Annotated in this window: 18 protein-coding genes, 2 tRNA genes and 1 riboswitch; of the genes, 1 reads left to right on the top strand and 19 read right to left on the bottom strand. The window is 59.0% G+C overall.

The features are described from left to right. Positions 1-6: 6 nt before the first annotated feature. The 6 genes from AC07VR_RS13870 to ltaE all read right to left on the bottom strand — a co-directional run bounded on the left by AC07VR_RS13870 (position 7) and on the right by ltaE (position 5,836). Positions 7-83: transfer RNA gene (locus tag AC07VR_RS13870), tRNA-Arg, on the bottom strand. Between the two features lie 108 nt (positions 84-191). Then, positions 192-282, bottom strand: a tRNA-Ser gene (locus AC07VR_RS13865). A 62-nt stretch (positions 283-344) separates the two neighbouring features. Beyond that, positions 345-533, bottom strand: a complete 189-nt coding sequence (gene csrA / locus AC07VR_RS13860) for a carbon storage regulator CsrA (RefSeq protein ID WP_002554426.1) — start codon at positions 531-533, stop codon at positions 345-347. A 184-nt stretch (positions 534-717) separates the two neighbouring features. After that, complete coding sequence (locus tag AC07VR_RS13855) at positions 718-1,959, bottom strand: aspartate kinase (RefSeq protein ID WP_494992740.1); 1,242 nt, start codon at positions 1,957-1,959, stop codon at positions 718-720. A 95-nt stretch (positions 1,960-2,054) separates the two neighbouring features. Next, positions 2,055-4,685, bottom strand: coding sequence for an alanine--tRNA ligase (gene alaS / locus AC07VR_RS13850; protein ID WP_494992739.1), 2,631 nt, complete (start codon positions 4,683-4,685; stop codon positions 2,055-2,057). Positions 4,686-4,831: 146 nt separating this feature from the next. Further along, positions 4,832-5,836, bottom strand: a complete 1,005-nt coding sequence (gene ltaE, locus AC07VR_RS13845; protein ID WP_494992738.1) for a low-specificity L-threonine aldolase — start codon at positions 5,834-5,836, stop codon at positions 4,832-4,834. Positions 5,837-6,055: 219 nt separating this feature from the next. Beyond that, positions 6,056-6,227: riboswitch (FMN riboswitch) on the top strand. Positions 6,228-6,349: 122 nt separating this feature from the next. Between ltaE and AC07VR_RS13840 the strand changes: the two genes are divergently transcribed. Next, positions 6,350-6,859 carry a 6,7-dimethyl-8-ribityllumazine synthase gene (locus AC07VR_RS13840; protein WP_494992737.1) on the top strand — a complete coding sequence of 170 codons (510 nt, stop codon included), beginning with the start codon at positions 6,350-6,352 and terminating at the stop codon, positions 6,857-6,859. A gap of 133 nt (positions 6,860-6,992) precedes the next feature. Here the strand turns inward: AC07VR_RS13840 and astE are convergent, their stop codons facing one another. The 13 genes from astE to AC07VR_RS13775 form a co-directional block, all read right to left on the bottom strand. Further along, a complete protein-coding gene (astE, locus tag AC07VR_RS13835) occupies positions 6,993-8,003 on the bottom strand; it encodes a succinylglutamate desuccinylase (protein WP_494992736.1) in 1,011 nt (336 codons plus the stop codon). Positions 8,004-8,015: 12 nt separating this feature from the next. Further along, entirely contained in the window at positions 8,016-8,303 is a 288-nt protein-coding gene (locus tag AC07VR_RS13830) for a hypothetical protein (protein WP_007943895.1), read from the bottom strand. Positions 8,304-8,365: 62 nt separating this feature from the next. Continuing rightward, a complete protein-coding gene (astB, locus tag AC07VR_RS13825) occupies positions 8,366-9,712 on the bottom strand; it encodes an N-succinylarginine dihydrolase (protein WP_495011538.1) in 1,347 nt (448 codons plus the stop codon). Between the two features lie 137 nt (positions 9,713-9,849). Beyond that, positions 9,850-11,319 carry a succinylglutamate-semialdehyde dehydrogenase gene (gene astD / locus AC07VR_RS13820; protein WP_495011672.1) on the bottom strand — a complete coding sequence of 490 codons (1,470 nt, stop codon included), beginning with the start codon at positions 11,317-11,319 and terminating at the stop codon, positions 9,850-9,852. Next, positions 11,316-12,350 (bottom strand): arginine N-succinyltransferase, encoded by a 1,035-nt coding sequence (astA, locus tag AC07VR_RS13815; RefSeq protein ID WP_494992734.1) that lies wholly within the window; start codon positions 12,348-12,350, stop codon positions 11,316-11,318. Before astA ends, astD begins: the two co-directional genes overlap by 4 nt. Positions 12,351-12,447: 97 nt before the next feature. Beyond that, entirely contained in the window at positions 12,448-13,467 is a 1,020-nt protein-coding gene (gene aruF, locus AC07VR_RS13810) for an arginine/ornithine succinyltransferase subunit alpha (RefSeq protein WP_494992733.1), read from the bottom strand. A gap of 135 nt (positions 13,468-13,602) precedes the next feature. Next, a complete protein-coding gene (locus AC07VR_RS13805; RefSeq protein WP_495011537.1) occupies positions 13,603-14,823 on the bottom strand; it encodes an aspartate aminotransferase family protein in 1,221 nt (406 codons plus the stop codon). Between the two features lie 349 nt (positions 14,824-15,172). Next, positions 15,173-16,153: a transcriptional regulator ArgR gene (argR, locus tag AC07VR_RS13800; protein WP_495011536.1), complete on the bottom strand. Its 981-nt coding sequence runs from the start codon at positions 16,151-16,153 to the stop codon at positions 15,173-15,175. 122 nt (positions 16,154-16,275) lie between these two features. Continuing rightward, complete coding sequence (locus AC07VR_RS13795) at positions 16,276-17,040, bottom strand: ABC transporter ATP-binding protein (RefSeq protein ID WP_494992730.1); 765 nt, start codon at positions 17,038-17,040, stop codon at positions 16,276-16,278. Positions 17,041-17,063: 23 nt separating this feature from the next. Next, entirely contained in the window at positions 17,064-18,176 is a 1,113-nt protein-coding gene (locus AC07VR_RS13790) for a succinylglutamate desuccinylase/aspartoacylase family protein (RefSeq protein WP_494992729.1), read from the bottom strand. A 2-nt stretch (positions 18,177-18,178) separates the two neighbouring features. Next, a complete protein-coding gene (locus tag AC07VR_RS13785; RefSeq protein ID WP_494992728.1) occupies positions 18,179-18,877 on the bottom strand; it encodes an ABC transporter permease in 699 nt (232 codons plus the stop codon). Then, positions 18,874-19,563: an ABC transporter permease gene (locus AC07VR_RS13780; RefSeq protein WP_494992727.1), complete on the bottom strand. Its 690-nt coding sequence runs from the start codon at positions 19,561-19,563 to the stop codon at positions 18,874-18,876. Before AC07VR_RS13780 ends, AC07VR_RS13785 begins: the two co-directional genes overlap by 4 nt. A 92-nt stretch (positions 19,564-19,655) precedes the next feature. Beyond that, the gene (locus AC07VR_RS13775) at positions 19,656-20,432 is read right to left on the bottom strand and encodes an ABC transporter substrate-binding protein (protein ID WP_495011535.1); all 777 of its coding nucleotides are present in this window, start codon (positions 20,430-20,432) and stop codon (positions 19,656-19,658) included. Between the last annotated feature and the right edge of the window lie 563 nt (positions 20,433-20,995).

Below are 20,995 nucleotides of genomic sequence, written 5' to 3'. Positions count from 1 at the left end.
CTTAAATGGTGCACTCGACAGGATTCGAACCTGTGACCGCTCGGTTCGTAGCCGAGTACTCTATCCAGCTGAGCTACGAGTGCCATTTGTTGCCGCGCATTATAGGCCGTAGAATCTTTTTGTAAAGCACTTTTTCTAGTAATTTCAACAACTTACAGAACAAGCCAGATTACAACGTACTAAATAAATAATGGCGGAGAAGGGGGGATTCGAACCCCCGACACCCTTTTGAGGTGTACTCCCTTAGCAGGGGAGCGCCTTCGGCCACTCGGCCACCTCTCCGCAACACGGGGCGTATCTTAACCAACCTTTTCCCCGTTTGCAAACATAAAAAACGATAAAAATTAATGGCTTGGTTCTTCGTCCTTCTCTTTCTTTATACGCAGGTAAATTTCCTCACGGTGAACCGCCACCTCTTTGGGTGCGTTGACACCAATGCGCACTTGATTTCCTTTGACGCCGAGCACGGTCACAGTGATTTCGCCATCACCAATAATCAGGCTTTCTGCGCACCGACGAGTCAGAATCAGCATACCTTTCTCCTCACGCATTTCAGTTCAGGGACAACAGTCTGCAAAAAAAAGGCACTCGACCTACAACCAGAACGGTCGCAGCCCTGCATGCCTAAGTATTGACTAGCACGAGCAAAAGAACAGTTTTCCGTCGCACCGATCAAAAAACGAAGGGCGCGGATAACCGCGCCCTTCGGGCAACGCGTCACTCGCCCTGTCGGGCAGCCGCGTCGAGTTCGAAAGCCGTGTGCAGAGCGCGCACAGCCAGTTCCAGGTACTTCTCTTCGATGACGACCGAAACCTTGATTTCCGACGTCGAGATCATCTGGATGTTGATGCTTTCTTTAGCCAGCGCTTCGAACATGCGGCTGGCGACACCTGCGTGAGAACGCATGCCCACACCGACGATCGACACCTTGGCAATCTTGGTATCACCCACCACTTCACGCGCACCGATTTCACGCGCGGTGTTTTCCAGGACCGACTGAGCCGCCTGGTAATCATTGCGGTGAACCGTGAAGGTGAAGTCGGTGGTGTTATCGTGCGCCACGTTCTGCACGATCATGTCGACTTCAATGTTCGCGGCGCTGATCGGGCCGAGAATTTTAAAGGCTACGCCCGGGGTGTCTGGCACACCACGGATGGTCAGCTTGGCTTCATCGCGGTTGAAGGCGATGCCGGAAATGATCGGCTGTTCCATGGATTCCTCTTCATCAATAGTAATGAGGGTACCCGGACCCTCCTTAAAGCTGTGCAGGACGCGCAGCGGAACGTTGTACTTGCCGGCAAACTCGACCGCACGGATCTGCAGCACCTTGGAACCGAGGCTGGCCATTTCCAGCATCTCTTCGAAGGTGATCTTGTCCAGGCGTTGAGCCGAAGACACGACTCGCGGGTCGGTGGTGTAGACGCCGTCCACGTCGGTGTAGATCTGGCACTCGTCAGCCTTCAAGGCTGCGGCCAGAGCCACGCCAGTGGTGTCGGAGCCGCCACGACCGAGGGTCGTGATGTTGCCGTGCTCATCGACGCCCTGGAAACCGGCGACCACAACCACGCGACCGGCCTTCAGATCACCACGAATCTTCTGGTCATCAATCTGCAAGATGCGCGCTTTATTGTGCGCGCTATCGGTCAGAATCCGCACCTGATTACCGGTGTACGAAACCGCCGGCACGCCGCGCTTGATCAGCGCCATGGCCAGCAGTGCGATCGTCACCTGCTCACCGGTGGAGACAATCACATCCAGTTCACGGGGAACCGGTTGGTTGTCGCCACTGATTTGCCTGGCCAGATCGATCAGGCGATTGGTTTCGCCACTCATCGCGGACAGCACAACCACCAGGTCATCACCGGCTTCGCGGAATTTCTTAACCTTGTCAGCGACCTGCTCGATTCTCTCGACAGTGCCGACCGAGGTGCCTCCAAACTTCTGTACGATCAAAGCCATTTCAAAGCCGCCTCAGCCCATGAAGGGCCCCCATTAATCATTCAAACTACGCAGGTCCGAAGCCCGCCACTAGACGACGGGCCCGGCTTGGAGCCTTAGATACCCTGCTCTACAAACGGTACGGTCAGGGCCAGTGCGGCATCCAGCGCGCTGGCGTCGATACCGCCGCCTTGCGCCATGTCCGGACGACCGCCGCCCTTCCCGCCCACTGCCGCAGCGGCTTGCTTCATCAAATCACCGGCTTTGAGTTGGCCAGTCAGGTCTTTGGTCACGCCTGCAACCAGAACGACCTTTTCCTCATGCACACTGCCGAGCAGGATCACTGCGCGGCCGAGTTTGTTCTTCAATTGATCGACCAAGGCCAACAACGCCTTGCCATCCTGACCGTCCAGACGCACGGCCAGCACCTTCACACCCTTGACGTCCAACGCCTGTGCCGACAAGTCATCACCGGCAGCGCTCGCGGCCTTGGCCTGCAACTGCTCGAGCTGTTTCTCCAGCAGACGGTTGCGCTCAAGCACAGACAACAGTTTGTCGATCAGGTTGTCGCGACTGCCTTTGACCAGGCTCGCGGCTTCCTTGAGTTGTTCATCAGCGGCGTTCAGATACGCCAGCGCCGCAGCACCAGTGACCGCTTCAATACGACGAACGCCAGAGGCCACACCGCCTTCGCTGATGATTTTCAGCAGGCCGATGTCGCCCGTGCGATTGGCGTGGATACCGCCGCACAGCTCGACGGAGAAATCACCGCCCATGCTCAGCACGCGCACGCTGTCGCCGTATTTCTCGCCAAACAGCGCCATGGCGCCTTTTTGCTTGGCGGTTTCGATATCGGTTTCTTCGGTTTCGACCTCGGTGTTGCTACGCACTTCGTGGTTGACGATGTCTTCCAGGGCTTTCAACTGCTCTGGCTTGATCGCTTCGAAGTGGCTGAAGTCAAAGCGCAGGCGCTGACTGTCAACCAACGAACCTTTCTGCTGCACGTGCTCGCCCAGTACCTGGCGCAGAGCGGCGTGAAGCAAGTGCGTCGCGGAGTGGTTCAGCGAAGTGGCATGACGCACGTCTGCATCGACCTGAGCCTGCACCGGCGCACCGACGGTCAAGCTGCCCGAAGCCAACACACCGTGGTGCAGGAACGCGCCACCGGTCTTGGTGGTATCGCGCACATCGAAGCGCGCAACACCGGCCTGCGTGCTGGTCATCAAGAACCCGCAATCACCAATCTGGCCGCCCGACTCGGCGTAGAACGGGGTCTGGTCAAGAACCACCACGCCCTCTTCACCTTCGCTCAACACGTCGACCGATTGCCCGTCTTTATAGAGAGCCACAACGTTGGCCGAACCGCTGGTGGCTGTGTAGCCGGTGAACTCGGTGGCCACATCAACCTTGACCAGGCTGTTGTAGTCCATGCCGAACGAGCTGGCGGAACGCGCGCGCACGCGCTGGGCTTCCATCTCGCGCTCGAAACCTGCTTCATCGATCGTCAGGCTGCGCTCACGGGCGATGTCGCCAGTCAGGTCCATCGGGAAACCGTAGGTGTCGTACAACTTGAACACCACATCGCCCGGTACCACGTCGCCCTTGAGCTCGGCCAGATCCTGCTCGAGGATCTTCAGGCCCTGCTCCAGGGTCTTGGCAAACTGCTCTTCTTCAGCTTTCAGTACGCGCTCGATGTGCGCCTGGTTTTGCGTGAGTTCAGGGAACGCCTCGCCCATCTCGGCGACCAGTGCCGCAACGATCTGATAGAAGAAGCTGCCCTTGGCGCCCAGCTTATTGCCGTGACGGCAAGCACGACGGATGATCCGGCGCAGCACGTAGCCGCGACCTTCGTTCGATGGCAGCACGCCATCAGCGATCAGGAAACCGCAGGAACGAATGTGGTCCGCGACCACTTTCAGCGAAGCCTGGCTGTCGTTGGTGCAACCAATGGCCTTGGCCGAAGCACTCAGCAGGCTTTGGAACAGGTCGATTTCATAGTTCGAGTGGACGTGCTGCAGCACGGCACTGATTCGCTCCAGGCCCATGCCGGTATCCACCGACGGCGCCGGCAGCGGGTGCAGCACGCCATCGGCAGTGCGGTTGAACTGCATGAACACGTTGTTCCAGATTTCGATGTAACGGTCGCCGTCTTCTTCCGGCGAACCTGGTGGGCCGCCCCAGATGTCGGCGCCGTGATCGTAGAAAATCTCGGTGCAAGGGCCGCACGGGCCGGTGTCGCCCATGGTCCAGAAGTTGTCGGAAGCGTACGGCGCGCCTTTGTTGTCGCCGATACGGACCATACGTTCAGCCGGAACCCCGACTTCCTTGGTCCAGATGTCATAGGCTTCATCATCGCTGGCGTAGACCGTGACCCAGAGTTTGTCCTTGGGCAGGTTCAGGACAGAGGTCAGGAAGGTCCAGGCGAAGGTGATCGCATCACGCTTGAAGTAATCGCCGAAGCTGAAGTTACCCAGCATTTCAAAGAAGGTGTGGTGACGAGCGGTATAACCGACGTTTTCCAAGTCATTATGCTTGCCGCCGGCGCGTACGCACTTCTGGCTGCTGACAGCGCGGGTGTAGGCGCGCTTTTCCTGGCCCAGAAAGCAGTCCTTGAACTGGTTCATCCCCGCGTTAGTGAACAGCAGGGTTGGGTCGTTGCCCGGAATCAAAGAGCTGGAGGCTACACGGGTGTGGCCTTGCTCTTCGAAGAAGCGAAGGAAGGCTTCACGGATTTCTGCGCTTTTCATTAGGTTCTTCCACGGAGACTGCGGCCAAAGGCCTGTGCAAAACGTCAAAAGACGGAGCGACGGCAAAGGGCCGCATTATATCGGCGTTAGTGACCAGGTACAGTGTGTTTGTACGATACAGACAGTCAATTGGACGACCAACACCGTCAGTTGCGAGAAAATTCGATAAAAGTCGCTACAACCTGCTCGATCTGTGCGCGACTGACGTCCAGATGGGTGACCATCCGCAACCGCGGGGCCGCACTGAGTTTGATCCCACGCTCAGCGGCGAAGGCTTTCAGCGCTTCGGCTTTGTCACCCAGTTGAACATAAACCATATTGGTCTGCACCGGCTCCACCCCATAACCGGCGTCGAGCAAGCCCTCAGCCAGCAACCGGGCGTTGAGATGGTCATCGGCCAGACGCTGCACCTGATGATCCAGCGCATACAGCCCCGCCGCCGCGAGAATTCCGGCCTGGCGCATGCCGCCACCGACCATCTTGCGCAGCCGCCGTGCCTTAGCGATCAACTCGGCCGTGCCGCACAGCACTGAACCAATCGGCGCGCCGAGGCCCTTGGACAGGCAAACCGACACCGAATCGAAATGCTGAGTGATCTCCCGTGCGTCGACACCCAGTTTAACCGCTGCGTTGTACAACCGCGCGCCATCCAGATGCAGGGAGAGGCCATGTTCCTGGGTAAAGCTGCGCGCTCGGGCCAGATACTCCAATGGCAGGACCTTGCCTTGCATGGTGTTTTCCAGGGCCAGCAAGCGGGTACGGGCGAAATGGAAGTCGTCCGGCTTGATCGCCGCAGCCACCTGCGCCAGGTCCAGCGAGCCATCGGGCTGGACCTCCAGCGGCTGCGGCTGGATCGAACCCAGCACTGCCGCCCCGCCGCCTTCGTACTTATAAGTGTGCGCCTGCTGGCCGACGATATATTCGTCGCCGCGCTCACAATGGGCCATCAGCCCGAGCAGGTTGCTCATGGTGCCAGTGGGTACAAACAGCGCCTGAGCAAAGCCCAGACGCCTGGCCAGCTCGGCTTCAAGCCGGTTCACCGTGGGATCTTCGCCGTACACGTCATCACCGGTGACGGCCGTTGCCATTGCGTGGAGCATCCCGGCAGTCGGTTGGGTCACTGTGTCGCTACGAAGATCGATAACTCTCATGGAACAGGCCTCGGCAATAGGACGTGAACGTCGCGGCTAACTAAACGGGAAAATCCCTTTCGAACTCGATTACTGCGGTCGTCGCACTCGATAGTCAAGGCTTCGGGTAAGAAAAGCCTGCTCAAGCGAACGGAAAATTCGATTCGTATCATCAGAAAGCAGCGATGCGCTGTTCAGAAATATATGTTAAAAACTCTCCGCCGCCAGAAATCCTGGTGGCAACGTTCTCAGGGCGGGGTGTAACTCCCCACCGGCGGTAATTGCGCGCAATGCGCATAGCCCGCGAGCGCTTGGTGACACGAACAGCTTGGGCAGTGTGCGTCGGCAAGGTCAGCAGACCCGGTGTGATCCCGGGGCCGACGGTCATAGTCCGGATGAAGAGAGAACGGGATTGGCGCCAAAGGGCCGTCTCAAGGTACTCGTGCGTATACCTGCACGATTGACCGGAACGTACCCTTAAATCCCCTTCGATTCATAACGCCCTGTTTTTCACACAAACAGGAGTCAGAACAGATGCAACCCACCGCAATCGATAGCAAGAGCAAAAGCCACCACGGCGAGCGCGTCGCGTTTATCCAGGCCTGCTGGCACAAGGACATTGTCGATCAGAGCCGTAAAGGCTTCGTCGCCGAAATGCTCGTCCAGGGCTATCAGGAAAGTGATATCGATTTCTTCGAAGTCGGCGGCGCCTTTGAAATCCCGCTGCACGCCAAGCTACTGGCCAAATCCGGCCGTTATGCCGGCATCGTCGCTGCCGGGCTGGTAGTGGACGGCGGGATCTACCGCCACGAGTTTGTCGCCCAGTCGGTGATCAGCGGCCTGATGCAGGTTCAGCTGGAAACCGAAGTGCCGGTATTTTCGGTCGTGCTCACCCCGCACCACTTCCATGCAGGCGAAGAACATCAGAAGTTCTTCTTTGAACACTTCCTGCATAAAGGCCAGGAAGCGGCAAAGACCTGTGCCGATACGTTGCACAAGACGCGTGTGTTGCGTCGTAGCGAGCAGCGTGCGGTAGCGGTTTAAGCGTCAAAAGCTTGATGACCGATCATTCCCACGCAGAGCGTGGGAATGCAGCCCGTGACGCTGCGCGTCACAATCCAGAGCGGACGCAGAGCGTCCAGTGAGGCATTCCCACGCAGAGCGTGGGAACGATCATTCAAGCAAGATCGTCGGCGGTGGTTGGCACTATCAGAATCCCCGCCCGCAACCCGTTTTTGACCTTCGGGTTAGGGAAAATGATCCGCGCGCCCTCTTCTTCGACGATCCAGCGCGTCTGGGCGATGTCCTCGGCCAGCAGATAACCCACTTCCAGCTCCGAGAAGTTCTCGATATCCGCCGGTAAGTTCAGGTGGAATGCATCGCTGTGCTTGATGATTTCCCGCGCCACGCTGAACAGCTGCAAGCCGTTCAACCCTTCGTCCGCCAACGACGGCTCGTTGCCTTCGATAATCTGCTTCAGACGGGTTTCCAGGCGTTCGACATTAACCCCCTGGTTCTGCCCGAACGGCCGGGCCTTGCCCAACTCGAGGGTGAAGGACTCGGCACCGAGCTTGTCGTAGGTGTACGAACTGAAAACGATGGAGGGTTTGTTCTGCAACAGCACCGCTTCCATACCGGCGGCGCGCAAGCGAACCAGCTCCTGGCGTGAATGCTGGCGACCTTCCTTCCAGGGATACAGCGCGAATTGCTCGATCTTCGAGCCGCGGATCGCGGTGTGCAGATCGTAGTGCAAACGGCTGCGATCCGGCAGGTTGAAGAAGCTCGCTGCCAGACGCTCCAGCTCACAAGCGCGCAAGGCTTCCGAACCACTCGTCAGTTCGTGACGGCCGTTGAACAGCCGGTTGACGTCCTGGTCGACAAAACGCTCGCCGTGACGCATGGCGTCGGGGTTGCCGAACAGGAACAGAATGCGTGCGCGTGGTTTCAACTCACCACGGGCGATTTCATGTAACAGACGGTCGAGCAGCTCGATTGGCGCTGTCTCGTTACCGTGGATACCGGCTGACAACAGCAGATCCAGGCCATTGTCGCGAGCCTCGGGCGGCCGGACTTCCAGCGCACCTTCGCTCAGCCAGCGCATCCGCACGCCTTCGACAGTCAGTTGAGTCTTCTCCGCCGGTTCGCGGCCGGCGAGGGTCAGTTCAAGCAGTTTGCCGAGGGCGAGCATAGAGCGATTTCCTTAATGGTCGTGTGCGCAATCCGGGCCGTGCACGTGGTCTTCGTCACCGATTTCGGCCGGTTCCATTTCCAGTTGCAGACTTACCAGATTAGTCGCCAATGGACGCAACAGCAGGTTGGCGTACTCAGCGTCGCCTTCTTCAACATCTACACCGATCAGCAACTGGCCGCGGCCGTCGTGCTGAATCCACAATTCTTTGCCTTGCCACATCACCGCAACGCGGGTGCAGGAGGTTTCCAGCTGAGTGCCGTCGGTGTCTTCAAGGATCAGCTGCAGGGTATCGCTCATTATTACGCTCTCATCTGGGATAAAGCTGCACGCCCGGCGCTGTTTGAGCCGGGCGTGGGCTTTCAATTGATCTGGAATGGATAAACCGCGCCCAGTTTAAGGATTTGCGTCAGTTCATCCAGTGCCGTCCGGCACTCAAGCAACAATTGCGGGTCCGCCAGATCAGTTTCACTCAGACGGTCGCGGTAGTGCTTGTCGACCCATTGGGTCAGCGTGCCGTACAACGGCGCGGTCATGATAACCCCTGGGTTGACCGCCGCCAGCTCGGTTTCATTCAGTGCGACGCGAAGACGCAGACACGCCGGGCCGCCACCATTCTGCATGCTCTGCTTGAGATCAAAGACTTTCACTTCGCGGATCAGACCACCAGAACCGGTCAGGCCTTGCAGGTACTGCCAGACGCGGTCGTTGTTCTGGCACTCTTGCGGCACGATCAACAGCATTGAACCGTCGGCGCGCGACAGCAGCTGACTGTTGAACAGGTACGAACGCACGGCGTCTTCTACCGACACCTGGGAACGCGGCACACAGATCGCTTTGAAATTGCCGCCGCGCTTGGCCAGCTTGGCTTGCAACTCAGCAAGCATTGGCTCGGTGTCGAGGAACGCATCCTCGTGATAGAACAGCACCTCGCCGTTGCCCACCGCGATCACGTCGTTATGGAACACGCCCTGATCGATCACCGACGGGTTCTGTTGGGCATAGACCACACCGTCATCGCTCAAGCCGTGCAGGCGCGCGACCGCTTGCGATGCTTCCAGGGTCTGGCGTGCCGGGTACTTTTGCGGGGCCGGGTAACGGGTGTCGAACGCACTGCGACCGAACACGAAGAACTCGACACCGGCCTCGCCGTATTCACGGCAGAAACGTGTGTGGTTAGCCGCGCCTTCGTCACCGAACTGCGCCACTGCCGGCAACGCGGCGTGATGGGCGAAGTGCTTCTGATCAGCAAACATTGCCCCCAGCACGCGGCTGGTGGTCGGGTGTTCGATGCTGCGGTGGTATTTGCAGTTGAGGTTGGCGGCGGTGAAATGCACGCGACCGTCTGCAGTATCGGCGCTCGGGCTGACCGTGGCGGCGTTGGCCACCCACATGCTCGAGGCCGAGCAGCTGGCGACCAGCAATGGCATTGCCTGCCTGGCGGCTTGCTCGATTACTTGAGCATCGCTGCCACTGAAACCCAGCTTACGCAGGCCCGCCACATCCGGGCGTTCTTGCGGAGCCAGGACGCCTTGTTGAAAGCCCATTTCCATCAGCGCTTTCATTTTCGCCAGGCCTTGCAGCGCCGCTTCCTTGGGATTGGAGGACTGCTGACTGTTGCTCTGGGACGCAACGTTGCCGTAGGACAGACCGCCATAGTTATGGGTCGGCCCCACTAGACCGTCGAAATTGACTTCATAGGATTTCATCAGCGAGGCTCCACGAAAATCTGTTGTTATATATTTGATTCGACCGCTTCGCGGTCATCGCGAGCAAGCTCGCTCCTACATGGATTGCATTGAACCTGTAGGAGCGAGCTTGCTCGCGATAAGACGCCAGAGGCGTCTTACGAAAGCTTCACGCCGGGCGTCAACGCCGTCGGCAACGTCAGGCTCGGTGTTTCCAGCGAGGCTACCGGGTACGCGCAGTAATCCGCCGCGTAGTAAGCACTGGCGCGATGGTTGCCCGAGGCACCCACGCCACCGAACGGTGCGCTGCTCGCAGCCCCCGTCAGCTGCTTGTTCCAGTTGACGATACCGGCGCGGCTTTCCAGCCAGAACTGCTGATAACGCGCCTCGGAATCCGACAGCAAACCTGCCGCAAGACCGTATTGCGTGTCGTTGGCTTCAGCGATCGCAGCTTCAAAGTCAGCGTAGCGGATCACTTGCAGCAGCGGACCGAAGAGCTCTTCATCCGGACGCTCGCTGACCGCAGTCACATCGAGAATGCCCGGTGTCAGCAAGGCCGCCTGGGCCTGCGGTTGAGTCATTTCCAGCAGCGCCACGGCGCCGTTACCGAGCAAGTGCTCTTGAGCTTCCATCAACGCACGGGCGGCGCCAAGGGAAATCACCGAGCCCATGAACGGTGCCGGTTGCTGATCGAACGCGCCGACTTCAATCGTTGAGCTGACCGCCACCAGGCGCGCCAGCAGCGTGTCGCCCCAGGCGCCTTGCGGCACCAGCAAACGACGGGCGCAGGTGCAACGCTGACCGGCAGAAATGAAGGCCGACTGAATAATGGTGTAGACCGCAGCGTCGAGGTCAGCGACCTGATCGACCACCAGCGGGTTGTTGCCGCCCATTTCCAGCGCCAGGATCTTGTCCGGGCGACCGGAGAACTGCTGATGCAGGTGGTTGCCGGTGCGGCTGGAACCGGTGAAGAACAAGCCGTCGATACCCGGATTGGCCGCCAGGGCGATCCCGGTTTCGCGAGCGCCTTGCAGCAGGTTCAGCACGCCAGCCGGCAAACCGGCTTCGATCCAGCACTTGACCGTCAGCTCGGCGACTTTCGGGGTCAGCTCGCTTGGCTTGAACAACACACAGTTACCGGCCAGCAGTGCCGGAACGATATGCCCATTCGGCAGGTGACCCGGGAAGTTGTACGGGCCGAACACCGCGACCACACCATGTGGCTTGTGGCGCAATACGGCGGTGGCGTCGCCCAATGGGCCGCTCTTCTCGCCGGTACGCTCACGGTAGCTTTGCACCGAGATGGCGATCTTGTTGATCATGCTGGTGACTTCGGTGGCCGACTCCCACAGCGGTTTGCCGGTTTCTTCACCGATGCAGCGGGCCAGTTCGTCGGCGTGTTTTTTCAGGCTGGCGGCGAAGGCCTCCAGTACACCGATCCGATCTTCCAGTGAACGCTTGGCCCAGGCCGCAAACGCCTGGCGAGCCGACTGCACGGCAGACTCGACTTGCGCGGCGTTCGCGCCATTGCCGGACCACAAGACCTGCTGGGTTACCGGATTCAGCGACTCGAAGGCTTCGCCCTGACCTGCCAGCCATTCACCAGCGATGTAAAGCGTACTCATTATTTCGACTCCCGAGAAACTGGCTGGGCCGACAACGGCACAGCACGTACCTGATCGCCCGCATTGAGTTTAAGGCGTTTGGCAGTCAACTGATCGACCACCAGGGTGCCCGCCGCGAGACGTGCTGGAGCAGCAGTGATCCGGCAGTCTTCGCGCTTGCGGTTGTGGATCAAAAATGGCGTGGCGTCGTCACCCGGAGTGCCGATGGCCAGCACTAGCGCCTGGCTGTCGCGCACTGCACGGATCTTGCCGGTTTCGCATTCCACGGCCGGGCCGGCGTCGAAGATGTCGACGTAACCCTGATAGCTGAAGCCTTCGCTCTTGAGCATCGCCAGCGCCGGTTCGGTGTCAGGGTGAACCTGGCCGATCACATTACGTGCGCCCTCGGAGAGGAAGCAGGTGTACAGCGGGAACTTTGGCATCAGCTCGGCGATGAACGCCTTATTGCCCACGCCGGTCAGGTAATCAGCCTGGCTGAATTCCATTTTGAAGAAGTGCCGACCCAGGCTTTCCCAGAACGGCGAGCGCCCGGCGGCGTCGGACACACCGCGCATTTCGGCGATGATCTTGTTGCCGAACAGCTGTGGGAATTCGGCGATGAACAGCATCCGCGCCTTGGCCAGCATGCGGCCGTTGAGGCCACTGCGGTAATCGGCATGCAGGAACAACGAGCACAGCTCGGAGTTGCCGGTCAGGTCGTTGGCCAGGAACAGCGTCGGGATCTCGCGGTAGATATTCAGCTCCTGGGAAGCGCTGACGGTCAGACCGACCCGGAAGTTGTACCAGGGTTCGCGCAGGCCAACCGCACCGGCAATCGCGGAAATGCCCACGACGCGACCGTTGTCATCTTCGAGCACGAACAAATAGTCCGCGTCACCGCGTGACGCTTCGCCGCGAAAAGTCTTTTCCGCCCAACCGACCCGATGCGCCAGGCGCTCTTCGTTGGCCGGCAAGGTGGTCAGGCCGGTGCCAGTGCTGCGGGCAAGTTCAATCAGAGCGGGTAAATCGCTGCTGCGTACGGGACGAACGATCATGCTATCTCCTCAAACAGGTGGCGTGTGGCGCCACCCGCGAAACTCACTGCTTTCCAGGATTCTTTCCAGGCACTCTTTATAGGCATGGCAGCAGGCGTTAAACCGCCACCAGGCGCACGCTGGCACCTTCGCCGACGCCCAGGGCTTCGGCCGTTTCAAGATCCAGGGTCACCGGTTTGCCCGGCGCGTAGTCCAGTTCCAGCATTACCGCTCGGTAATCCTGCAGTTGTGCGTTGGATACCAGGTACTGACGCCCGCCACCCTTGGCGACTTCACCGATTTTCACCGGTACTACACGGCTCTGAGCGATCGAACGAATCCCGGAAACACGGGCATGCAAGGTCGGACCACCATCGAAGATGTCGATGTAGTGATCGGTCTCGAAGCCTTCGCGCATCAGAATGTCGAAGGTGATCTGCGCTCGCGGATGCACCTGACCCATTGCTTCTTGAGCGGCATCGGGCAGCAGCGGCACGTAGATCGGGTAATGCGGCATCAGTTCAGCGAGGAAGGTCCGGCTTTTCAGCCCGCACAGACGCTCGGCGGCAGCATAATTAAGGTCGAAGAAGTTACGGCCGATGGCGTCCCAGAACGGCGAATCGCCATTCTCGTCGCTGTAACCGACGATCTCGGTCACGACCGAATCAGCGAAACGTTCCGGGTGGCTGGCGACAAACAGTAGACGACCACGGGAGTTGAGTTCCGACCACGGCGAACCCACCAGCTCCGGGACCACATAGAAGCTGGTCAGCAGGCTGTTGCCAGTCAGGTCATGGCACTGGGAAAGCACGTGAATCTTGTTATGAATCTTCAGTTCACGGGAGGCGTGAACGAAGGTTTCATTACGAAAACTGTAGAACGGCTCGGAGTAACCGGCCGAAGCAACGATCGCCGAGCAGCCGACCAGTTTGCCGGTGGTCGTGTCTTCGAGAACGAAGAAGTAGCTCTCTTCACCGTTGAAGCTGACTTCGGCGGCGAACGAAGCTTCGGACGCGGCGATCTTGTCGCTCAGGCGTTCGATATCATCCGGCAGGGACGTGACACCAATCGGGCTGTCCGCAGCCAGACGCTGTACCTCGCCCAGATCAGCCATTTGCGCGGGGCGCATCACCAGCATGGTGTCACTCCTTACTGAAAAAACAGGTCGGCAAAAGTGCCAACTCGGGGAAAAAAATGCCGGGCAGGCCCGGCACAGGAATTTGGCTCAACGCCTACTACAAGAATAGGCGTTGAGGGAGTACCACGGCCTGAATCAGGCTTGAGTCAGTTTTGCCACGGCGCGTTCGAAACGCTCCAGGCCCTGCTCGATATCGGCATCTTCAACCACCAGGCTTGGCGCAAAACGAATCACGTCCGGGCCGGCCTGCAAAATCATCAAACCTTCACGCTCTGCTGCGTTGAACACGTCTTTGGCCTTGCCTTTCCAGGCATCGCTCAGCACGCAGCCGATCAACAGACCGAGACCACGAACCTCCGTGAACAGGCCGTATTGCTTGCCGATCTGCTGCAGACGGGTCTTGAACTTGTCGTGCTTGGCTTTGACGCCGTTCAGCACTTCTGGTGTGTTGATCACGTCGATCACTGCTTCCGCCACAGCGCAAGCCAACGGGTTGCCGCCGTAAGTGGTGCCGTGAGTACCGACCACCAGGTGCTTGGCCAGTTCTTCGGTGGTCAGCATTGCCGCGATCGGGAAACCGCCACCCAGGCTCTTGGCGCTGGTCAGGATGTCCGGGGTCACGCCGTAATGCATGTAGGCGAACAGCTCGCCGCTGCGGCCCATGCCGGTTTGCACTTCGTCGAACACCAACAGCGCGTTGTGCTCATTGCACAGCTCGCGGGCGCCCTGCAGATAAGCCAGCTCGGCCGGCAATACGCCGCCCTCGCCCTGAACCGGTTCCAGCACCACGGCGCAGGTCTTGTCGGAGATCGCGGCTTTCAGCGCTGCCAGATCGTTGAACGGCACGTGAGTGATGCCAACGATCTTCGGGCCGAAGCCGTCGGAGTACTTCGACTGACCGCCCACGTTCACGGTGAACAGCGTACGACCGTGGAAGCTGTTCAGCGCGGCAATGATTTCGTATTTTTCCGGGCCGAAACGGTCGTGAGCAACACGACGGGCCAGCTTGAAGGCGGCCTCGTTGGCTTCGGCGCCGGAGTTGCAGAGGAACACGCGCTCGGCAAAGGTGGCGTCGATCAGCTTATGGGCCAGGCGCAAGGCCGGCTCATTGGTGAACACGTTGGACACGTGCCACAGCTTGTTCGCCTGTTCAGTCAAGGCACCGACCAGCGCCGGGTGCGCATGGCCCAATACGTTAACCGCGATTCCACCACCGAAATCGATCAGCTCACGACCCGACTGATCCCAGACTCGGGAGCCGGCACCGCGCACAGGAATGAAAGCAGCAGGCGCGTAGTTGGGAACCATTACCTGGTCGAAATCGGCGCGTTGCACCGGAGCATGCTCAACGGACATCGGAGTCTCCTGAAGAGGAACACCCGCCTGAAACTGGCGAGCGATGGGGGGATTGTAAGGACAGTTTTCAGCTTGGCCTTGCCGCCAAGCGACAACTTCTTATAGCGCCAAACCCGGTTTTAGCCGGGTTTATGGCAATGCGACAAATAGCGTCGCAAAGGCGCAGTTTAAACTGCTTGCGGGGGATAGCGGCAGGGTTGAAGAATTTGATTTACATAGCGGTTGAGAGGTGCGGCGCAAGTGATGGCCTCATCGCGAGCAAGCTCGGCTCCTACAAGAGTCCCGCAATACCTGTAGGAGCCGAGCTTGCTCGCGATGGCAATACCAGAGACACAACAGAGCTTGAAACTCAGCCGCGCTCTGAAGGCACCGACGACAATTCGAACGGGCTGCTGCTGCGGCGCTGGTTGCGGTCTTCGCGCGGGGTGGCGCCGAAGAAGTTGCGGTAGGCGCTGGAGAAGTGCGGCCCCGAGGAGAAGCCACAGGACAAACCGATCTGGATGATCGATTTGCTGGTCTGCATCAACATCTGCCGGGCCTTGTTCAGGCGCAGTTCCAGGTAATACTGGCTCGGCACGCGGTTGAGGTACTGCTTGAAGATCCGCTCCAGCTGTCGACGGGACACGCACACGTGCTGCGCGATTTCGTCGGTGGTCAGCGGCTCTTCGATGTTCGCCTCCATCAGCAACACCGCTTGCGTGAGCTTCGGATGGCTGGAACCGAGGCGGTTCTGCAATGGAATGCGCTGACGCTCGCCGCCTTCGCGAATCCGCTCCACCACCAACTCTTCGGACACGGCGCCCGCCAACTCGGCGCCGTGATCACGAGCCAACACGGCCAGCAGCAGATCCAGCACCGACATCCCGCCGCAAGCGGTCAGGCGATCGCGATCCCAGTCGAACAAATGGCTGGTGGCGATGACTTTCGGATAACGCTCGGCAAAATCATCCTGCCAGCGCCAGTGCACGGCGGCGCGGTAACCGTCGAGCAGGCCCAGTTGCGCCAGCGGGTAGACACCGGCAGACAAACCACCGATCACACACCCTGCGCGTACCAGTTGCTTGAGTGCACTGCTGAGCGCCGGCGCAAGCGATGTCGGCGGTTCATCCGCCAGCAGAAAAAGCTTCTGAAAACCTTCGAGCTTCCCGACCCAAGGCTCACCCGGCAATTGCCAGGCCCCTTCGGCTGGCACTTCGGCCTGCAGAAACGAGAGTTCGTAAACAACATCCGGATGCACGCGCTGAGCAACACGCAAGGCCTCCTCAGCCAGCGCCAGCGTCAAGGCTTTAGTGCTGGGCCAAATCAGGAAACCAATTCGATGGGCAGTCATGGCGTGCAATCCGAAACGAAAACAGTGTTAAAAGCCGAAGGCGGCAGCAACCAAATTAGACCATCCGGCGCGCGGTGCGCAGCATGACCTAATTCGGTGCACAACGGGAGCGTTAAACGGTATTACTTCAAGCTGCCCGACAGGAACTGCTGCAAACGTTCGGATTGCGGATTAACCAGCACTTCACGCGGATTGCCGCATTCCTCCACCAGACCTTTGTGCAGGAACACCAACTGGTTCGACACTTCGCGAGCGAAGCCCATTTCGTGAGTCACCACCACCATGGTCCGGCCTTCCTGAGCCAGCGATTGCATCACCTTGAGCACGTCGCCCACCAGCTCCGGGTCCAGCGCCGAAGTCGGTTCGTCGAACAGCATGACTTCCGGCTCCATCGCCAGCGCACGGGCAATCGCTACACGCTGCTGCTCACCACCGGACATGTGGCCCGGGTATGCGTCCTTACGATGGGAAACGCCGACCTTGGCCAGGTAATGCTCAGCTTTTTCCCGGGCCTCCACCTTGGACATACCGAGCACATGCACCGGCGCTTCCATGATGTTTTCCATCGCGGTCATGTGCGACCACAGGTTGAAATGCTGGAACACCATCGACAGTCGCGAACGCATGCGCTGCAGCTGTTTCGGATCGGCAGCCTTCAGCGCGCCGTCCTTGTTCGATACCAGCTTCAACTCTTCGTTGTTCAGCAGAATCTTGCCCGCGTGAGGCTGCTCGAGCAGGTTGATGCAACGCAGGAAAGTACTTTTGCCGGAGCCACTGGAGCCGATGATGCTGATCACATCACCAGCCTGAGCTGCCAGGGACACGCCCTTGAGCACTTCGTGACTGCCATAGCGTTTATGCAGGTCTTGGACTTCAAGCTTGTACATGCGGTCGGTTCTCACAAAAACAGTCAGTCGTTAAGCAAGCGCCCGTGACGCAGCGCTTCGCGCCCCGCCACCTTGGCCAGCCAGAAACCGGGTTGGGCGTAACGTAGCCGTTCAATGGCAAACAACACACCAGCCGTACCAGCACACACGGTGCTGACCCGATCGGATAAAGGATCAATCACTTCAAAAACCGGCTCGCCCGCTTCGACCCAGCTACCCACCGGGAGGAGAAAGCTCACCACGCCAGGATGCGGCGCAAACAGCAACTCAGTGCCTTCGAACGGCATGGCTTCGCACGCTTGCTGCTGCGGGGCCGGCCAAACACCAGTAATCAAGCCTTGCTCGGCAAGGAACGCCAGAATGCCTTCAGCGTGCGCCTCAGCTTGCGGGCGACCGGTATCGGCCTGACCACCCAACTCGAGGGTCGTCGCCAGACAGGCCAATGGGATCTGCGCCTGCGCAAACAGTCGAGACAAGCGCAGCCACGGCAGCGAACAGGCCTCATCAAAGGAGCTGCCGCCGGAGTCTTCCGCCAGCAGACCGACCCGCACATTCAAATGCGCAGCCAACGAGCGCCAATGCGGCCAGTGTTGTGGCAAGGCGTACATGTGCAGCGCGGCCTCGGCATCGCAATGCAGATCGAGCACCACATCCGCCGTGCAGGCATGGCTGAGCAACACTCGCTGCATACCTTGCAACTGACTGGCCGCCGGAGGCAGTGCCGCCAGCACATCGACCATGGCCAGCCGAATCAGCTTGATATTGGCGTGCGGATCATCACCCAGGCACCCTTGCAGCTGTGCAGCCACCGGCTCGCTCAGCTCGAAGAAATCCCGATTGAAGTTCTTGCCGCTGCCAAACTCGAAACGCCCTTGATGGCTACCCTGCAACAGTTGACCAAGGCCCAGCGGGTTCGCCACCGGTACCAGCTCGATCACACCATTCAATGCGCCCTGGGCTTCGAGCTCGGTCAGGCGCTTTTTCAGCTCCCAGGCGGTGCGCATCCCCGGCAGTTCGTCAGCGTGCAGGCTGGCCTGGATATAGGCCTTGCGCTCGCCGCTGCCGAAGCGAAACACCGATACATGGCGTTCGCTGCCCAAGTGGCTCCACGGCAATGGATGATCGATACGTTCCATGATCAGGCCTTGCGCGGGGCCAGGTAGCCCAGCCAGCGGCGCTCAGCCTGCTTGAACAGGCGCACCAGGATGAACGTCATGCACAGGTAGAACACGCCTGCGGTGATATAGGCTTCGAACGGCAAGTAGTACTGAGCGTTGACTGTGCGCGCGGCACCGGTGATATCGATCAGGGTCACGATGGAGGCCAGACTGGTGGTCTGCAGCATCATGATCACTTCGTTGCTGTACTGTGGCAGCGCCCGGCGCAGGGCCGACGGCAGCAGGATGCGGCGATACAACTTGTAGCGTGACATTCCCATGGCCTTGGCCGCTTCGATCTCGCCATTGGGTGTAGCGCGCAGGCTACCGGCAATGATTTCGGCGGTGTAAGCACTGGTATTGACGGCAAAGGCCAGGCAAGCGCAGAACGTCGCGCTCGACAGCCACGGCCAAAGGAAGCTCTCACGCACCACTTCAAATTGCGCCAGACCGTAGTAGATCAAGAACAGCTGCACCAACATCGGCGTGCCGCGAATCACATAGGTGTAGAGCCAGGCGGTCATGTTCACCACCGGCTGCCTGGAGACGCGCATCAAGCCCAGCGGCAAGGCGGCCAGCAGACCGAACAGCAGCGACAGTGCGAGCAATTTCAGGGTAGTCAGCAAACCGCCGAAGTACAGCGGCAGAGCCTCCCAAATGACGTTGTAGTCGAAGATCATAGATCAGCCGCCCTTACGCCTACCGAGTAGCGCTTCTCAAGGTGACGCAATGCCAGCAACGAGATACTGGTGATCACCAGGTACATCGCCGCCACTGCGAGGAAGAAGGTGAAAGGCTCGCGGGTGGCATCTGCCGCCTGCTTGGCCTTGAACATCATGTCTTGCAGACCCACCACTGAAATCAGCGCGGTAGCCTTGGTCAACACCAGCCAGTTATTGGTGAAACCAGGAATCGCCAGGCGAATCATCTGAGGCACCAATACCCGGAAAAACACCTGGAAACTGCTCATGCCATACGCCATGCCAGCTTCTGCCTGCCCCTTCGAGATCGCCATGAAGGCTCCACGGAAGGTTTCCGACAGGTACGCACCGAAGATGAAACCCAGGGTGCCGATACCGGCAGCCAGCGGGTTCAAGTCAATGTAATCGTTGAAGCCGAGCAGCGGCGCAACGCGATTGAGCAGGTCCTGACCGCCGTAGAAAATCAGCAGGATGAGTACCAGATCGGGAATCCCGCGGATCACCGTGGAATACAGATCGCCCAGCCAGGCCAGCCAGCGTACCGGCGACAGGCGCAACGCGACCCCGATCAGACCCAGAACAATGGCCAAGGCCATGGACGACAAGGCGAGCTCAAGCGTCAGCCATGCGCCATCGAGGATGACAGCCCCGTAGCCTTTCAACATGATTCAGGTCCTCGAAAGTAGGGATGAAAAAATGGCGCAAACCTCAGAGACCCTGTTGCTTGCGCCATTTCAGACTTACCGCTGCGACGTATTTACTTGCCGTAAATGTCGAAGGCGAAGTACTTGTCCTGGATTTGCTTGTACTTGCCGTTCGCGCGAATGGCAGCGATGGCAGTGTTGATCTTGTCCAGTTCAGCCTTGTCGCCTTTACGTACCGCGATGCCTACGCCGTCACCAAAGTATTTGACGTCGGTGAACGCCGGGCCAACGAAGGCGAAGCCTTTGCCAGCGTCGGTTTTCAGGAAGCCGTCATCCAGCAGGGTAGCGTCTGCCACGGTGCCGTCGAGGCGACCGGCAGCCACGTCCAGGTAGATTTCGTTCTGCGAGCCATATGGTTTGACTTCCGCACCCAGCGGCTTCAGGACTTCTTCAGCGAAACGATTGTGGATCGAACCGCGTTGCACGCCGATTTTCTTGCCCTTGAGCTCGGCCAGGTTGTCGCTGACCTGAGTACCGGCCTTCATGACCAGACGTGCCGGGGTGTTGTAGTACTTGTTGGTGAAGTCCACGGACTTCTTGCGATCGTCAGTGATCGACATGGACGACAGGATCGCGTCGATCTTGCGTACTTTGAGTGCCGGGATCAGACCGTCGAACTCTTGCTCGACCCAGACGCACTTGACCTTCATCTCTTCGCACAGCGCGTTGCCGATGTCGTAGTCGAAACCAACGATGCTGCCGTCTGGCGCTTTCGATGCGAACGGAGGGTAAGCCGCCTCGATACCAATTTTCAGAGGCTTTTCATCAGCGAATGTCGGCAGGGAAAGCACGGACAGTGCCAGGGCGCCAAGAAGCACGAGTTTCTTCATCGTAGGACTCCATCGGTAAAGGGCGAAAACGGCAGAGTGAGCGACAGCCCAATATGCGAATGGGTGAAACCTGAAAGCGATGCTGCGTCCCAGAATCCTTGCGTTGAAATCAACACAAGCAACGACGAGCGAGTGATCGGCATTCTAACGACAGGCCCGAAGCCGATATTTCTTCAATGCGACAACAATTTACAGAAGCACTGAGAAAGCCGGTCAAGCACATTGACAGCCCTGCAAGTTTATGCAGAAGCAAAAGAAAGGCAAACGATCTATGTAGCAAATAACGGGCCCATTATTCGCAAACCCTTCTATTCCGGCAAGCGTAGCGTTCTATCTTATTTTCCGTGTGGGTTGAAGCGGCCCAAAACAAGGCTTTACGTTTCGCTTTGCCCCGAAATCGGTCGCGGGGTTACACATTTGGTTACTTGACCGAGAATGGGTAACAACAGGAGGGTTCCTACCGGAAAAACCGATAATTATTGGTACATTGATCGTTCCCACGCTCTGCGTGGGAATGCCGCCCCGGACGCTCTGCGTCCGCTGTAGAGGTGACGCAGAGCGTC

The sequence above is a fragment of the Pseudomonas sp. GW821-FHT02H09 genome, assembly GCF_059421425.1.
Note: the sequence above shows the minus strand (reverse complement) of the source record. Positions and strands in the feature narration are given on the sequence as shown.

Coding starts and splice junctions, on each gene's coding strand:
- AC07VR_RS13830 (WP_007943895.1), bottom strand. CDS start 8,303: ATGAGCGATACCCTGCAGCTGATCCTTGAAGACACCGACGGCACTCAG.
- astB (WP_495011538.1), bottom strand. CDS start 9,712: ATGAAATCCTATGAAGTCAATTTCGACGGTCTAGTGGGGCCGACCCAT.
- csrA (WP_002554426.1), bottom strand. CDS start 533: ATGCTGATTCTGACTCGTCGGTGCGCAGAAAGCCTGATTATTGGTGAT.
- AC07VR_RS13775 (WP_495011535.1), bottom strand. CDS start 20,432: ATGAAGAAACTCGTGCTTCTTGGCGCCCTGGCACTGTCCGTGCTTTCC.
- aruF (WP_494992733.1), bottom strand. CDS start 13,467: ATGCTGGTGATGCGCCCCGCGCAAATGGCTGATCTGGGCGAGGTACAG.
- argR (WP_495011536.1), bottom strand. CDS start 16,153: ATGACTGCCCATCGAATTGGTTTCCTGATTTGGCCCAGCACTAAAGCC.
- ltaE (WP_494992738.1), bottom strand. CDS start 5,836: ATGAGAGTTATCGATCTTCGTAGCGACACAGTGACCCAACCGACTGCC.
- AC07VR_RS13780 (WP_494992727.1), bottom strand. CDS start 19,563: ATGTTGAAAGGCTACGGGGCTGTCATCCTCGATGGCGCATGGCTGACG.
- alaS (WP_494992739.1), bottom strand. CDS start 4,685: ATGAAAAGCGCAGAAATCCGTGAAGCCTTCCTTCGCTTCTTCGAAGAG.
- AC07VR_RS13805 (WP_495011537.1), bottom strand. CDS start 14,823: ATGTCCGTTGAGCATGCTCCGGTGCAACGCGCCGATTTCGACCAGGTA.
- AC07VR_RS13785 (WP_494992728.1), bottom strand. CDS start 18,877: ATGATCTTCGACTACAACGTCATTTGGGAGGCTCTGCCGCTGTACTTC.
- astE (WP_494992736.1), bottom strand. CDS start 8,003: ATGCTCGCCCTCGGCAAACTGCTTGAACTGACCCTCGCCGGCCGCGAA.
- AC07VR_RS13790 (WP_494992729.1), bottom strand. CDS start 18,176: ATGGAACGTATCGATCATCCATTGCCGTGGAGCCACTTGGGCAGCGAA.
- astA (WP_494992734.1), bottom strand. CDS start 12,350: ATGATCGTTCGTCCCGTACGCAGCAGCGATTTACCCGCTCTGATTGAA.
- AC07VR_RS13795 (WP_494992730.1), bottom strand. CDS start 17,040: ATGTACAAGCTTGAAGTCCAAGACCTGCATAAACGCTATGGCAGTCAC.
- AC07VR_RS13840 (WP_494992737.1), top strand. CDS start 6,350: ATGCAACCCACCGCAATCGATAGCAAGAGCAAAAGCCACCACGGCGAG.
- AC07VR_RS13855 (WP_494992740.1), bottom strand. CDS start 1,959: ATGGCTTTGATCGTACAGAAGTTTGGAGGCACCTCGGTCGGCACTGTC.